This is a genomic window from Roseomonas acroporae (assembly GCF_023223525.1).
In the GTDB taxonomy this organism is placed as follows: Bacteria; Pseudomonadota; Alphaproteobacteria; order Acetobacterales; family Acetobacteraceae; genus Roseomonas_E; species Roseomonas_E acroporae.
Genome location: NZ_JALPRX010000007.1, coordinates 41,504 through 54,800 on the forward strand (window position 1 = coordinate 41,504; position 13,297 = coordinate 54,800).

The window sequence follows — 13,297 nt, forward strand, 5'->3', positions numbered from 1 at the left end:
CGGGAGGGAGGGTTTCCGTGCCGGGAGGCGGCGGCCGCCGGCGCGACGCGGCGCATCGTGCCGGGGCCCCGCCGCGCCGCCGCCGGCGCCGCGCCGCATCGCCCCACTTCGCGCCGTGCGGGTGCCTCGGCTATGGTCCCGCTGCCATGAGCCTCACCCTGGATGCCCTGCTTGCCCCGGTCACGGCGGAGCGGTTCCTCGCCGAGCATTACGACCGGCAGCCGCTGCACGTGCGCGGCACGCCGGAGAAATTCGCCCAGGTGCTCTCCTGGCGCGGCATCAACCGGCTGCTCGACATGACGCATGCCTGGTCGGGCCACTCGCTGAAGCTGGTGATGGACGGCACGCCGGTCCCGCCCGAGCAGTACTGCGCCCGCGCCGCCGGGCGCGATACCGGGGCGCAGGGAATGCAGCCGGAGGCGCGGCTGGTGCAGGAATGGATCGGGCGCGGCGCCAGCCTGGTGCTGAACGACGTGGACAGCCTGACCCCCGGCCTCGCCGCCGTCTCGGACGCGCTGGAGGCGGCCGGGCTCGGCAAGGCGGCGGCCAACGTCTACATCTCCTGGAAGGAGCACAAGGCCTTCCCGGCGCATTTCGACACGCACGACGTCTGGGCGGTGCAGGTCGAGGGCGAGAAGACCTGGAACATCTGGGAGGGCCGGGCCGAGTGGCCGATCCCGCACCCGGTGTTCCGCTCGCTCGGCCAGGCGCATCACGAGCAGGCCAAGGGGAAGCTGCGCGAGGTGGTGCGCATGCGGCCGGGCGACCTGCTCTACCTGCCGCGCGGCTGGTACCACGATGCGCTGGCCGAGGGCGCGGCCTCGGTGCACGTCGCCTACGGCGTCAACGCGCCGCTCGGGATGGACGTGCTGAACATCCTGGTGGAGCGGGCGCTGTACGACACGCTGTTCCGCCAGCCCCTGCCGCGCCAGGACGGCAGCGCCGCCGCCCGCTTCGCCCTGACCAGCCGCGCCGGGCAGATCGGCCAGCGACTCGCGGAGCTGGCGCGTGACCCGAAGGTGATGGAGGTGCTGGAGCGCTTCGTCGGCGACTACCGCTTCCGCCGCGGCGGCTACGACCTGCTGGCGGCGCGCGGCCTGGGCGCCGCCGCGGCGATGCCGGGGCCGGGTGGCGCGGAAGGCGACGCCCCGGTCTTCCGGGTGATCGCGGGCGGGGCGAGGCCGGTGCGGCGCGGCGCCGAATTCGTGCTCAAGACCCAGTCCGGGGCGCTGCCGCTCTCCCCCGCGGAGGCCGAGGCCGCGGGCTGGCTGCTGTCGCGCCCGGACGTGGCCGAGCCCGAGCTGCGCGCCGCGCACCCCGCGGTGGACGCGCCGGGCCTGCTCGGCCGGCTGCGCGCCGCCGGCCTGCTGGTGGCCGCCTGAGCAGCATGCGCCCCCTGCTGATCGCCGCGCTGCTGCCCCTGGCCGGCGCGCTGGCTTCGAGGCCTGCCCTGGCGCAGCCGCGCCCCTTCTCCTGCGTCGGCGCGGAGCGGATCGCCACGGACAGCTTCGGCATCGACTTCCGCCAGGCGAGCAGCACGCCGGACCCGGCGGCCACGGCGCAGATCGCCGCCGCCGCCGCCCTGGCGCGGGCGAATCCGGAGCGCAACCTCTGCGTGCTCGGCCATGCCAGCCGGGATGGCGGGCAGACCGCCAACACGCGGCTCTCGGCACGGCGTGCCCGGGCGGTGTCGGAGGCGCTGGTGCAGCATGGCGTGGCGCGCGAGCGCATCCGCGCCGAGGCGCGCGGCGCCGGCTTCGGGCCGCGCGCGCCGACGCCCGCGATGCGCAGCGTCACCGTGGTGGTGCTGCCATCGGCCGGCGCGGCGGCGGTGCCGAGGCCGGGTGTGCCAGGGGGCGTACCAGGGGGCGGGACGGGGGCTGCCGCCGGGACGGGCGGGGCGCCGGCCAGCGGGGCGCCGGCGGCGACGCAGCCCGCCGCCACGCCGCCGGTGGTGCCGCCGGGATCGTCGCCGGGGTTGCCAGCGGTGGCCGCACCGCCCGTCGTGGCGCCGGCCGCCCCGCCCGCCGCGGCGTCACCGCCGGACGGGGGCCGCACGGCGGGCCAGGCGGGCACGGCGGCCGGCGCGCCGGACTGATCCCGGCGCCCGCGCCGGGGCTGCGGCGCCCGGCCGCACGCGGATGCGGGACGGGCGCGCCCGGCGGCGCCGGATCAGCCTCGTGCCGCCCCGCCCGGCTGCCAGACCGGCGGCGCCACCGAGCCGGTCTGCCCGACGATCCGGCCATAGGCCTCGGGGCGCCGGTGCGCGGCGAAGTTGAAGATGGTGCTGCGGCCCAGCGCGCACATGTCGAGGTTGCAGTCGGCGGTGATCAGCTCGTCGTCCCAGCTCGTCGCCTGGGCCATGATCTCGCCCTGCGGGTTGACGATGATGGAGTGGCCGAACAGCTCGCACCCGTCCTCGGTGCCGGCCTTGGCGGTGGCGACGGCGAAGCAGGCGTTCTGGTAGCAGCCGGCCTGGATCGAGAGGTGCGAGTGGAAGACGCGCAGGTGGTGCGCCTCGAAGCCGCGCGCCTCCATGTTCAGGCTAGGCGTGTTGTAGCCGAGCATCACCAGCTCCACCTGCTGCAGCCCGAGCACGCGCCAGGCCTCCGGCCAGCGGCGGTCGTTGCAGATCAGCATGCCGGCATTGACCTCGCCGGCCTGCCCGACCGGCGCGCGGACCACCGGGAAGCCGAGGTTGCCGACCTCGAAGTAGCGCTTCTCCAGGTGCTGCACCGTGCGCGTCGGGTCGTACTCGGCATGGCCGGGCAGGTGGACCTTGCGGTACTTCAGCATCACCTCGCCCTCGGGCGAGACGAAGACGGCGGTGTTGAAGCGACGGCGGCGCACCGTGCCGGTCTCGTCCGCCTCCTCGGCGATCTCGGCGTAGCCGAGGTGGAAGGCGATGCCGTATTTCCGCGCCGCCTCGAACAGCGGGGCGGTCTCGTTGGAGGGCAGGGCGGGCTCGAACCAGCCATCGGCCTCGGCGATGTCGGCGTGGTAGTGGCGCGGGAAGAAGGTGGTGAGCGCCAGCTCCGGGAACACCACCACCTCGACGCCGCGCCTATGGGCGCGCTCCATCAGCCGCACCATGCGGCCCACGGCGACGTCGCGCCCCTCCGCCTTCTGGATGGGGCCGAGCTGTGCGGCGGCGACGGTGAGCATGCGTGACATGGGGACTCGATTGCCTCTTTCTCTTCCGCGACCGGCCCGCCCTGGTGGCGCTGCCGGCTGCGATGTGCCGCCGGCGCCACGGCGGTCGGTGTGTGTGACGGGGTCCGCCGTAGCTCGTTGTTCCCGGCGCGGATTCACGCCGCCGGGCGTGTCCGCCCGCCGGCGATCCGCTCCAGAGCCGATCCAGCCTGACTGTATCAGGCCGGAACGGCTCCAGCCTTTGATCCGGCGCATTTTCCGAGCCGCTGAGCGAGTACGCTCAGCTTGAAAATGCTCTAGCCAGCGGCATGCCAGCAACCCGCCTGACGCCTTGCCGGGCGGACATGCGCCGTCGAAGGTTCAGCCTTCCGCGGGCCCCGGCGTGGGGTCGAGCAGGTCGTAGGGGTAGTGCTGCCGCACCTGCGCCACGGCGCCGCCGAAGGCGGCGGCCCAGCCATCCTCCAGCGCATCGACGAGCGCATCGGCGCTCTCGCGCGAGCGGGTGACGGCGATCCGCTCGCCGCCGGACACCACGGAGAAGTGCAGCCCGTCCTCCTCCTCGCGCACCTCGAACATCCCGACCCGCCCTCCCGCAGCGCCGACCCGCATCGCCGCCGGCCGGGCGGCGATGCGGGCCATGGTGCCGCGCCGCTCAGTCCGGCGCCACCGCGCCGACCTGCCCGGTGATCGGCCCGTACCATTGCGGGCGGCGATGGGCGGCGAAGTCGAACATCTTCTCCTTGCCCTGCCGGCAGGCATCGAGGTCGCAATCGGCCACGATCACCTCGTCCTCCAGCGTCGCCGCCTGCGCCACCACCGCGCCGTCCGGGCCGACGATGCAGGAGCCGCCGATCAGCCCGGCGCCGTCCTCCACCCCCGCCTTGGCCACGGAACAGGCCCAGGTGGCATTCATATAGGCATTGGCCTGCACGGCGAGGGTGGAGTGGAAGGTGCGCAGCGCGGCGCTCTCGCTCTCGCCGCCGTTCGGGTCGTAGGCGGCCGAATTGTAGCCGATGCAGACCAGCTCCACGCCGCCGAGGCCGAGCACGCGCCAGCCCTCCGGCCAGCGCCGGTCGTTGCAGATCAGCATGCCGAGCACCGGGCGGCCCCATTCGGCCGGGCCGCGGAAGGTGCGGAAGCCGCGGTCGCCGTACTCGAAATACATCTTTTCGAGCTGCTGGTAGCGCTGCCCCTCCTTCACCACCGCGGAGCCGGGCAGGTGCACCTTGCGGTAATGGCCGAGGATGGTCCCGTCCGGCCCGACGGTGACGGAGGAATTGAAGCGGTGCCCGTCCCCGGTCAGCTCCGCGTAGCCCACGTAGAAGCCGACGCCCAGCTCCCGGGCGCGGTCGAACAGCGGCTGCACCGCCGGGTTGGGCAGGCTCCGCTCGAAGTAGGTGAGGGTTTCCGCCTCGTCCATCGGCCAGCGCGGGAAGAAGGTGGTGAAGGCGAGCTCCGGGAACACCACCAGCCTCGCGCCGCGTTCCGCCGCCTGCTCCAGCAGCGCGACCAGGCGGCGCATGGTCCGGGCGCGGCTGTCGGCGCGCTGGATCGGGCCGGTCTGCGCGCCGGCGACACGGAGGATGCGGCTCATCGTGGGGACTCCCCGAGATAGGGGGCGGTGCCGGGCGGCGACTGGCGCGGCACGAACTGCCCGTCGCCGGGTTTAGCCAGAACCGTGCCGCCATCCCAGATCGGGCGGCCGCGCAGGTAGGTGGCGGCGACGCGCGCCGCCATGACACGGCCGTGATAGGGCGACCACCGCAGCTCCGGGCGATCCTGGATCGAGGCCTCGTCGAAGGTGAAGCGCCCGGTTTCCAGGACGCAGAGATCGGCGTCGGCGCCGATGCGGATCGCGCCCTTCCTCGGCCACAGGCCGTGGAAGCGGGCCGGGCGCTCGGCGCAGTGGCGGGCCATGAGGGTGGGCGGCAGGCCGCGCCCGGCCAGCAGCGTGTACATCAGCGGCGCGAAGCTCTGCAGCCCGGTCAGCCCGGCGCCGCAGGCGAAGATGTCGTCGCCGAGCTTGCGCTCGCGCGGCCAGGGGGCGTGGTCGGTGGAGACGTAGGCGACCTCGCCGGCCAGCAGCGCCGCCCACATGCGCTCCACCTCCTCGGCGGTACGGAAGGGCGGGTTGCACTTGCCGAAGCCCTTGAGGCGGAGGATGTCCTCCTCGGTCATGCAGAGGTACTGGATGCAGGCCTCGCCCGTGGTGCGCGCGCCCATGCCGCGGAACAGCCTCGCCAGCTCGAAGCCGCGCGCGACCGAGGAGTGGGCGATGTGGACATGCGCGCCGGTCTCCAGCGCCATCTCGAAGATCTCGAGGTCGGCCATGGTCTCGGCGAGCGGCGGGCGGGTGCGGCAGTGCATGATCGGGTCGGCGCGGCCCTCGGCCTTCGCCGCCTCGGTCAGGCGAACCACCAGCTCCTGGTCCTCGTTGTGGATCGCGACCATCAGCCCGGTCCCGGCGATGGCGCGGAAGGCGGCCAGCATGTCCGGGTGGTCGATGCGGGGGAAGCGCACCGGGTCGTATTCGTAGGTGGAGAGCTTGAAGGAGCAGACGCCCGCCTCGGCCAGCCCGGCGATGGCGGCCGCGATGCCCTGGTCGCCACCTGCGTGCTTGGCAATCGTGCCGTAGAGCGCCACGTCCACGTGTGCGGTGCGCTCCACCCAGCCGATCTTCTCGGCCAGGATCGCCGCGTCCGTCACCGGGCGCGGGATGTCGTAGGGCATGTCGACGCAGGTGGTGACGCCGCCGGCGGCGGCGGAGCGCGTCGCGCCCTCGATGCCGGGCCAGCCCATGGCGGAGGAGGTGTGCATGTGGCCGTCGACGAGGCCGGGCAGCACCAGCCGGCCGCGATGGTCGATCGTCTCGGCCGCCGGCGGCGGCGTGCCGCCCGCCGGGACCTGGCCGATCGCGGCGATGCGTTCGCCGGCGATGGCGACGTAGCCGTCGTGCAGCACGCCGCCGGGCAGGTCCGGCTCGGGCAGCACGAGGTCGCCGAGGATGACGCGATCGAACGGCATGGGCGTGCGTTGCTCCGGGTTGCTGGTGCCGGGAGGAGGATGCGGCCTGGCGGTCGGGGCACCGGCCTGCCGCCGCGCCGCGCCGCGAGGCTAGGCGGCTTGCGCCAGGGCGCCAACACCGGTGGCGCCAACACCGATGGCCGGCGCCGGCGCCCGCTCGCGGCGGCGCGCCGCGAAGGCGCCGCCGCGTGCGCGGCCGCTGCGTCACCACAGCGTGGCGGGTGTGCCGCATGCGCGTCTGATGGCGGTGCTGCATGCGCGGCCGCGGGCGTTGCCAAGTGCGTGGCCGGGAGTGTCGCCGCATGCGCGGTGGCGGGGTATCGGCCGCATGCGCGGCGGCGGGTTGTCGGCCGCATGGTTGCCATGCGGTGCGCGCCGCGTTCCCGGCGGCTGCATGCGTGGCCTGCGTCGCGGCGGGGTACGCGGACGAAGCGGCGCGCGCCACGGCGGGCCCGCATCGCAGTCGCCCGGATGCGCGCATGCTTGCACCCGGCTTGCGCTTTTCCGAGGCAGGCGGCGCGCCCCGAACCGCCGCGCGGCACGCGGCGCGGAACGCGCGGCGACGCCGTGGCGGCCATCGCGATTCACAACAGCGCGCGCAGCGTGCGCCGCGTGCCGAAATGGCAGCCATGAACGCGGATTTTGTTGACATGCCTGTTGCGTATGCAGATAGCGTGAAGCGCGTGCACGTCGCCTCGCGCGATGCGAATCGCTGAAGATCGGATCCGCCGGCCATGCCGGAGCGCATCCGGCATCGTTCGGCGGATCCGACATCGCGACGCGGGCGTGCCGCAGCAGGGAAGGACGGCTATGGACCGCGGGCCTGCCTCGTTCCATCGCGCAGCAACCGTCGCTCGCGACGCGGCTGACGAGGCATCGGCATGTCGGGGGCGAGGTCGGGACGCGGCGTGCCGCGCGGCACCGGCAACGCACCGACAACCCCGACCGCCGCGAGGCGTTGCACCGTCGGCTCTGCTGCTCACGGATGTGGTGTTCTTCCGGCCGGTCCGGGCGCGCCGCGTTCGCCTCGCCTCGATACCGTATGCGCGTCCCGGAGAAAGCCGGCGCGCCTGACAGGAGAAGCTCGCCCATGACCGAGAAGAAGGAAGACGGCACCGCCGCGCCGCGCGCGCAGGCCATGGCCGTGTCCACCACGCGCCGCAGCACCGCCACCCGCAAGCCCGCGGGCCGCACCACCGCCGCGCGCAAGACCGCCGGGACCGCCAAGCGCGCGCCCGCGAAGACGGCGAAGGCGCCGGCCAAGCGCACCGCCGCGAAGGCCACGAAGCCCGCCACCAAGCGCGCGCCCGCGAAGACGGCGAGGACGGCGAAGGCGCCGGCCAAGCGCGCCACCGCCGCGAAGCGGACCACCACCGCCCGCAAGACCACCGCGACGGCCCGCAAGCCCGCCGCGCGCAAGGCGGCCACCACCCGCAAGGCGGCGACCACCCGCAAGGCGGCCACGACGCGCACCGCCGCGAAGGCGCCGGCCAAGCGCGCCGCCACCAGCCGCGCGAAGACCAGCACGCGCGCCAAGGCCACCACCACCCGCACGGCGCGCCCCGCCGCGCGCAAGGCGACGACGGCCAAGGCGACGGGCACCACGCGCCGCACCGCCACCCGCACCGCGGCCGCGAAGGCCTCCACCCCGGCGAAGCGCGCCAGCACGGCCGGCACCAGCTCCCGTTCCGAGGCGGCGAAGAAGGCGGCGGCGACGCGGGCGCGCAAGCGCGCCGAGGCGGCTGCCGCCACCGCGCCGGCGCCCGAGCCGATGCCGGAGACCGAGACCAGCGAGGCCTGATCCAGGCTCGCTTGCGACGAGGGGCGCCGGCCGCGCGCAGCGGCCGGCGCCTTTCGCATGGGCGATCGTCTCGGTCGCCCCTCTTGGCTACCCCCTTGGGCCACCTCATGGCCCTTCGCGCGGTGCCCGCGCGCAACTGCCGGATTGCGCGGGCCGAATTACGCGCGGCGGTGTCAGCCGTCGAACGCCTTCAGGAAGAAGTCGCGCGCGCCGAAATTGCCGCTCTTCAGCGCGAGATGGATGCCGGACGCATCATCGGGTAGCTCGGCCTGAGTCCAGGGCACGCCCGGGTCGATCTCCGGCCCGATGCGCAGGCTGCGCACGCCGAGGCGCGACACCACCGCGCCGGAAGTCTCGCCGCCGGCCACGACCAGCCGACGCACGCCGCGCGCCACGAGCGCCGCCGCGATGCCCGCCAGCGTCTCCTCCACCAGCGCGCCCGCCGCGTCGCGGCCGAGCCGCTGCTGCAACGCCGCGACCTTGTCCGGCGGCGCCGAGGCGGCGATCAGCACCGGCATGTCGCCGAGCTTTCCGTCCATCCAGTCGAGCGCCTGGCGTTGCAGCGCGTCGGCATCCGGCGTCGTCAGCACGTCGAGTTCGAGCGTGGGCAGATGATCGCGTGCGAAGCCGATCTGGCCGAGCGTCGCGCGCGAGCAGGAGCCGGCGAGCACCGCGGCGTGGCCCGCGACCGGCGGCAGCGCCGCGGCGTCGCGCTCGGGCAGCAGGCCGGCCGCGCGGAAATTCGCCGGCAGGCCGAGTGCCACGCCGGAGCCGCCGGTGATCAGCGGGTGCTGCGCCGCCGCCTCGCCGATCGTCAGCAGGTGCGCGTCGGTGATCGCGTCGACGATGGCGTAGCGGCGGCCGCTCTCCTTCAGGCGCGTCATGGCGCGGCGCGTCTCGGCGGTGCCCCGCGCCACCGTGGCGAAGGGCACGAGGCCGACGGCGCCGTCGGTCTGGGCGCCGAGCACGCGCACCAGGTTCGCGTCGCGCATCGGCGTCAGCGGGTGGTTCTCCATGCCGCTCTCGCTGAGCAGCGCGGCGCCGACGAAGAGATGGCCCTGGTAGACGGTGCGTCCGTTGGTCGGGAAGGCGGGGCAGGCGAGGGCGAAGCCGGCATCGAGGCGGCGCACCAGCGCATCCGCCACCGGGCCGATATTGCCCTCGGGCGTGGAGTCGAAGGTCGAGCAGTACTTGAAGAAGATCTGCCGGGCGCCCGCGGCAAGCAGCGCGTCGCAGGCGGCGAGGCTGTCGCGGACCGCCTCCGCCACCGGCGCGGTGCGGGACTTCAGCGCGACGATCACGGCGTCCGCCTCCGGCAGCGGACCGTCCGGCACGCCGATCACCTGCACGGCGGACATGCCGCCTTTGACCAGCGTGTTGGCGAGGTCGGTGGCGCCGGTGAAGTCGTCGGCGATGCAGCCGAGCAGGGGCATGGTCGGTTTCCTCTTGTTGTCGTGTCGGGGCCGGCGCGGTTTCGGGGTGCCGCCCCGGACCCCGCCAGGGAAGGCGCCGCCTTCCCTGGACCCATCCGCCGGGGGCGAAGCCCCCCGGACCCCCCGAGGGGTTTCTAGTCCCGACGCCTGGACCGGCGAGGCCGAAAACGCCGGCGGAGGTCCAGGAACCTGAGGTTCTTGGTGGGTGGGTTCCAGGGAGGGCGAAGCCCTCCCTGGGGGATGGGGTCCGGGGAAGGCGAAGCCTTCCCCGCCTTCACTCCCCCGGCAGCGCCAGCAGGTCCCGGTGCCCGATGCGCAGCGCGAGCCGCCCGTGGCGCGCCTGTGCCATGCGCGCTTCCGCCCAGCGCATGATGGCGCCCGCGTGCCGCCGGTCCGCCGCCAGCGCGGCGCCGGCATGGCCTTCCACCAGCATCCGCGTCATCAGACGCGCGGCGCCCGGGATCACCCAGGGGCTCGTCGCCGACAGAACGGTGAAGCCCTGCGCCGCGAATTCCCGCCGGATCGCCGCCGGCGCCGCGCCGCCGAGCGCGGGGCCGAAGCCCTTGTCGCGCCGCTGGTCGCGCGCGAAGGCGCGGCGTACCAGCGGGTCGGCCGGGTGGCGCGGCAGGAAGCTCTCCCGCCCGTCGACGTTCAGCACGGCATAGAAGGGCACGCGCAGCGACTCCGCCATCGCCGCCACCCAGTCGGCCGAGACGAGGTCGCACAGCGCGCTGCACAGCACCGCGTCGTAGCCCTCCTCGGGCAGCGCGTCGGGGCCGTCGGCGAGGTCGGCGATGCGGCCCTCGACGCGCCAGGCGCCGTGCGGCGTGTGCACGAGCAGCGTGCGGCCGGGCCAGGTGACGGTCCAGCCATGCGCCGCAGCCCAGTCGGCGATCGCCTCGAAGGCGCCGGTGAGCAGCGACTGGTCGGCGTCGTACAGCGTCCAGGCCTGGGCGCGGCCGAGGCGCGGCGCCAGCCAGCGGAACAGGCTGCCCGTGCCGGCGCCGAGGTCGATCAGGCGCGGCCGCGCCGGCAGCGCGTCGTTCAGGCGCGCGGCGAGGGCGGGGCTGCGCGCCGCGGCGTCCCAGGCCTCGCGCAGGGCGAGCCATTCGGCGGGGAAGGCTTCCGGCATCAGGCGGTCCCGCCGCTTCCGAGCGCCGCCGGCGTGCCGCTGCCGGCGCCTTCCGCCGCGCCGCTCTCGGTCCTTTCTGGCGCGCCGCTCTCGGTTCTTTCTGCCACGCCGATCTCGATCCTCTCTGCCGCGCCGATCTCGGCGACGAAAGCCGCGGCGCGGTCGTCCCAGCGCGGCAGCCGCTGGCCGGCCATCCAGGCGGCCTCGGCCATCTCGGCGCGCAGGGCGGTATCGAAGATCACGCGGCGCATGGCGCGCGAGAGGGTGTTGGCGTCGCCGGGCGGGGAAACCACGCCGGCGCTGGCCGGCACCACCTCGGCGATGGCGCCGCCGGCCGTGATGGCGACGGGCAGGCCGCGTGCCAGCGCCTCGGCCGCCGCCATGCCGTAGCCTTCCCACCAGGTGGCGAGGGCGAACAGGTCGGCGCGCTGGTACTGCGCCTCCAGCGCCGCGCCGTCCAGCTCGCCGAGGAATTCGACGCGGCCGTCGAGGCCGAGATCCTCGGCCAGCGCGCGCAGCCCGTTGGCGTGCACCCGGTCGCGGCCGCCGCCGGCGATGCCGAGGCTCCAGTCGAGGTCGGTGAGTCGGGCGAGGGCGCGCAGCAGCACGTCGTGCCCCTTGCGCGGCGTCAGCGTGCCGACCGCGACGATGCGGCAGCCGGGGCCGCCCGAGCCCGGCGCGCGCGGTGCCGGATCGGTGCCCGGCTCCACCACGCCGATGCGCGCGGGGTCGGCGCCGAATTCGCCGGGCAGCCGGCGCGCGGTGAGCGGCGAGGTGGCGACGAGACGGGCCATGGCGGGAAACAGCAGCCGTTCGCGCGCCTTGAGGTCGTCGCGTTCGGAGTCGGCGTAGCCGGGTTCCAGCGCCGTGGGATGGTGGATCAGCCCGACCGCGCGGCGCCGCGCCAGCGCGTCGCGCAGCGGCGCGAAGGCGGGCAGGCCGAGGCCGTCGATGACGAGGCGGGCGTCGTCCGGCAGGGCGTCCAGCGCCGCGCGCGCGCCCGCCTCGGCCGCGTCGTCGGGCAGCGGGTGGCGGCCGGGCAGCTCGACCACCGACACGTCGTGGCCGAGGCCGCGCAGCCCGGCGGCGAGGCGGCGGTCGTAGATGTAGCCGCCCGACACCTGGTCGAACGGCCCGGGGACGAGGAGCGCGATCTTCATGGCGCGCCTCTCATGCGCCGCCGCGTCGCCGCTGTCACGCCGTTCCGCGTCGGGCGGCGGGGCCGGGGCGCGTTCAGCCCGCGTCGCCCGGCGAGATCAGCGCGGCCGCGACCGGCGCCTCGTAGGCGGCCCAGGCGAGCGGGCTCTCGCGCAGCGTCACCTTCAGCGCGCTGACGGCGTGCCCGCCCTCGCCGAGCCGGCCCGCGCGCAGCGCCTCGGCCAGCCGCGTGTGGATGTGGTGCGCCAGGAATTCGGTGGTGGTGTTGCGGCCGGCGAATTCCGGCACCTCGTCGAGGTTGCGGTAGTCGAACGCGTCCAGCACCCGGCGCAGCTCGACGCGGGCGAGGCCGATATCGACCAGCAGCTCGAGCGGGTCGAGCGCGGGGGCGCGGAATTCGGCCTCCACCACGAAGGTGGCGCCGTGCATCCGCTGCGCCGGGCCGAAGGCCTCGCCGCGGAAGCTGTGGGCGATCATGACGTGGTCGGCGACGGTGAGGCTGAACATGGATTCCCGCGTGCTGTCTCTTATGGATAGGTGACGATGGGGCAGGGCGGCGGCGACTGCACCGCCGTGCTGCGCGAGGGCGGCGCCGGCGCGAGCAGCGCGGGCATCGCGGCGGGCAGGTCGGCGAAGGCGGTGGCCGGACCGACCAGCGCGTCGAAGCGCGAATCCTCCAGCAGCGAGAGGGCGAGGGCAAGGCGCTGCGTCGTGCTGCGCCGGCCGCGCATGGCGGGGGAGACGCTGCCGACCTGGCTGGCGATGATCGAGAGGCGCCGCGCGTGGAAGGCCTCGCCGAGCGGCAGCGTCACCGGGCGGTCGCCGTACCAGCTCGCCTCCAGGATGCGTGCCTCGAAGGCGGCGCGGTCGAGGGCGAGGCGCAGCCCGTCCGGATCGGCGGAGGCGTGCACGATCAGGTCGCAGTCGGCGGGGGCCGCCTCCGGCAGGCAGAAGGCGGCGCCGAGGCGGCGCGCCAGCGCGGCGCGGCCCGCGTCGATGTCGCAGATCGTCACCGCGACCGCCGGCATGCGCGCCAGCAGGTAGCCGGCGAGCAGCCCGACCGTGCCGGCGCCGATCACCAGCGCGCGCTCGCCCGGCAGCGGCCGCGCGTCCCAGATCAGGTTGACCGCCGTCTCCATGTTGGCCGCGAGCGCCGCGCGCGCATCGGGCACCGCGTCCGGCACCGGCACGCACATCGCGGCCGGCGCCACGAAGCGGTCCTGGTGCGGGTGCAGGCAGAAGACGCGGTGGCCGTGCAGCCCGGGCGGGCCGGTCTCGGCGATGCCGACGGCGGCGTAGCCGTACTTCACGGGGAAGGGGAATTCGCCGGCCTGGAGCGGGGCGCGCATCGCGTCGTACTGGCTCGCCGGCACGCGGCCGTGGAAGACCAGGCGCTCCGTGCCGCGCGAGATGCCGGAGACGAGCGTGCGGACCAGCACCTGCTCCGGCCCGGGCACGGGCAGGTCCTCCTCGCGCAGCGCGCCGACGCCGGGTGCCACGGTCCAGAACGCGTGTGCCTTCATGCGGGGGCGGGCTCCTGTTCGGTTTCCCGGCCATGCCCCCGCATCGCCGGCGGCGGGGGGCGGCCGGCCGCCG

13 protein-coding genes are annotated in these 13,297 nt (G+C 75.1%); 4 read left to right on the top strand and 9 right to left on the bottom strand.

All coding sequences use genetic code 11. The features are described from left to right. The first annotated feature begins 146 nt into the window (after positions 1–146). Both M0638_RS02090 and M0638_RS02095 read left to right on the top strand, forming a co-directional pair. Positions 147–1,382, top strand: a complete 1,236-nt coding sequence (locus M0638_RS02090) for a cupin domain-containing protein (RefSeq protein ID WP_248665295.1) — start codon at positions 147–149, stop codon at positions 1,380–1,382. Positions 1,383–1,387: 5 nt separating this feature from the next. After that, positions 1,388–2,098 (top strand): OmpA family protein, encoded by a 711-nt coding sequence (locus M0638_RS02095; protein WP_248665296.1) that lies wholly within the window; start codon positions 1,388–1,390, stop codon positions 2,096–2,098. Positions 2,099–2,172: 74 nt separating this feature from the next. On the opposite strand, the gene M0638_RS02100 is transcribed toward M0638_RS02095, so the two are convergent. From M0638_RS02100 to M0638_RS02115, 4 genes are all read right to left on the bottom strand, one after another. Next, on the bottom strand, positions 2,173–3,174 hold the full coding sequence (locus M0638_RS02100) for an N-carbamoyl-D-amino-acid hydrolase (protein WP_248665297.1): 1,002 nt from the start codon (positions 3,172–3,174) through the stop codon (positions 2,173–2,175). A gap of 339 nt (positions 3,175–3,513) precedes the next feature. Next, on the bottom strand, positions 3,514–3,792 hold the full coding sequence (locus tag M0638_RS02105; RefSeq protein WP_248665298.1) for a hypothetical protein: 279 nt from the start codon (positions 3,790–3,792) through the stop codon (positions 3,514–3,516). Between the two features lie 13 nt (positions 3,793–3,805). Then, positions 3,806–4,747 (bottom strand): N-carbamoyl-D-amino-acid hydrolase, encoded by a 942-nt coding sequence (locus M0638_RS02110; RefSeq protein WP_248665299.1) that lies wholly within the window; start codon positions 4,745–4,747, stop codon positions 3,806–3,808. Next, positions 4,744–6,177 (bottom strand): dihydroorotase, encoded by a 1,434-nt coding sequence (locus M0638_RS02115; protein WP_248665300.1) that lies wholly within the window; start codon positions 6,175–6,177, stop codon positions 4,744–4,746. Before M0638_RS02115 ends, M0638_RS02110 begins: the two co-directional genes overlap by 4 nt. Positions 6,178–6,656: 479 nt before the next feature. Here M0638_RS02115 and M0638_RS02120 point away from each other — a divergent pair, with 479 nt between their 5' ends. Both M0638_RS02120 and M0638_RS02125 read left to right on the top strand, forming a co-directional pair. After that, positions 6,657–6,893 carry a hypothetical protein gene (locus tag M0638_RS02120; RefSeq protein WP_248665301.1) on the top strand — a complete coding sequence of 79 codons (237 nt, stop codon included), beginning with the start codon at positions 6,657–6,659 and terminating at the stop codon, positions 6,891–6,893. Positions 6,894–7,267: 374 nt separating this feature from the next. Next, entirely contained in the window at positions 7,268–7,978 is a 711-nt protein-coding gene (locus M0638_RS02125; RefSeq protein WP_248665302.1) for a hypothetical protein, read from the top strand. Positions 7,979–8,151: 173 nt separating this feature from the next. Here M0638_RS02125 and otnK read toward each other — a convergent pair whose 3' ends face one another. The 5 genes from otnK to M0638_RS02150 all read right to left on the bottom strand — a co-directional run bounded on the left by otnK (position 8,152) and on the right by M0638_RS02150 (position 13,224). After that, the gene (gene otnK, locus M0638_RS02130) at positions 8,152–9,411 is read right to left on the bottom strand and encodes a 3-oxo-tetronate kinase (RefSeq protein ID WP_248665303.1); all 1,260 of its coding nucleotides are present in this window, start codon (positions 9,409–9,411) and stop codon (positions 8,152–8,154) included. 274 nt (positions 9,412–9,685) lie between these two features. Continuing rightward, the gene (locus M0638_RS02135; protein ID WP_248665304.1) at positions 9,686–10,543 is read right to left on the bottom strand and encodes a class I SAM-dependent methyltransferase; all 858 of its coding nucleotides are present in this window, start codon (positions 10,541–10,543) and stop codon (positions 9,686–9,688) included. Then, entirely contained in the window at positions 10,543–11,703 is a 1,161-nt protein-coding gene (locus M0638_RS02140) for a glycosyltransferase family 4 protein (RefSeq protein ID WP_248665305.1), read from the bottom strand. Before M0638_RS02140 ends, M0638_RS02135 begins: the two co-directional genes overlap by 1 nt. Before the next feature lie 73 nt (positions 11,704–11,776). Next, positions 11,777–12,208: a 6-pyruvoyl trahydropterin synthase family protein gene (locus tag M0638_RS02145; RefSeq protein ID WP_248665306.1), complete on the bottom strand. Its 432-nt coding sequence runs from the start codon at positions 12,206–12,208 to the stop codon at positions 11,777–11,779. A 20-nt stretch (positions 12,209–12,228) separates the two neighbouring features. Further along, a complete protein-coding gene (locus M0638_RS02150) occupies positions 12,229–13,224 on the bottom strand; it encodes a zinc-dependent alcohol dehydrogenase (RefSeq protein WP_248665307.1) in 996 nt (331 codons plus the stop codon). Positions 13,225–13,297: the final 73 nt, after the last annotated feature.

What these genes read in the sequence shown, in the direction of transcription:
- M0638_RS02095 (WP_248665296.1), top strand. Translation starts at nt 1,388, where the DNA reads ATGCGCCCCCTGCTGATCGCCGCGCTGCTGCCCCTGGCCGGCGCGCTG.
- M0638_RS02105 (WP_248665298.1), bottom strand. Translation starts at nt 3,792, where the DNA reads ATGGCCCGCATCGCCGCCCGGCCGGCGGCGATGCGGGTCGGCGCTGCG.
- otnK (WP_248665303.1), bottom strand. Translation starts at nt 9,411, where the DNA reads ATGCCCCTGCTCGGCTGCATCGCCGACGACTTCACCGGCGCCACCGAC.
- M0638_RS02090 (WP_248665295.1), top strand. Translation starts at nt 147, where the DNA reads ATGAGCCTCACCCTGGATGCCCTGCTTGCCCCGGTCACGGCGGAGCGG.
- M0638_RS02135 (WP_248665304.1), bottom strand. Translation starts at nt 10,543, where the DNA reads ATGCCGGAAGCCTTCCCCGCCGAATGGCTCGCCCTGCGCGAGGCCTGG.
- M0638_RS02115 (WP_248665300.1), bottom strand. Translation starts at nt 6,177, where the DNA reads ATGCCGTTCGATCGCGTCATCCTCGGCGACCTCGTGCTGCCCGAGCCG.
- M0638_RS02150 (WP_248665307.1), bottom strand. Translation starts at nt 13,224, where the DNA reads ATGAAGGCACACGCGTTCTGGACCGTGGCACCCGGCGTCGGCGCGCTG.
- M0638_RS02120 (WP_248665301.1), top strand. Translation starts at nt 6,657, where the DNA reads ATGCTTGCACCCGGCTTGCGCTTTTCCGAGGCAGGCGGCGCGCCCCGA.
- M0638_RS02140 (WP_248665305.1), bottom strand. Translation starts at nt 11,703, where the DNA reads ATGAAGATCGCGCTCCTCGTCCCCGGGCCGTTCGACCAGGTGTCGGGC.
- M0638_RS02110 (WP_248665299.1), bottom strand. Translation starts at nt 4,747, where the DNA reads ATGAGCCGCATCCTCCGTGTCGCCGGCGCGCAGACCGGCCCGATCCAG.
- M0638_RS02145 (WP_248665306.1), bottom strand. Translation starts at nt 12,208, where the DNA reads ATGTTCAGCCTCACCGTCGCCGACCACGTCATGATCGCCCACAGCTTC.
- M0638_RS02125 (WP_248665302.1), top strand. Translation starts at nt 7,268, where the DNA reads ATGACCGAGAAGAAGGAAGACGGCACCGCCGCGCCGCGCGCGCAGGCC.
- M0638_RS02100 (WP_248665297.1), bottom strand. Translation starts at nt 3,174, where the DNA reads ATGTCACGCATGCTCACCGTCGCCGCCGCACAGCTCGGCCCCATCCAG.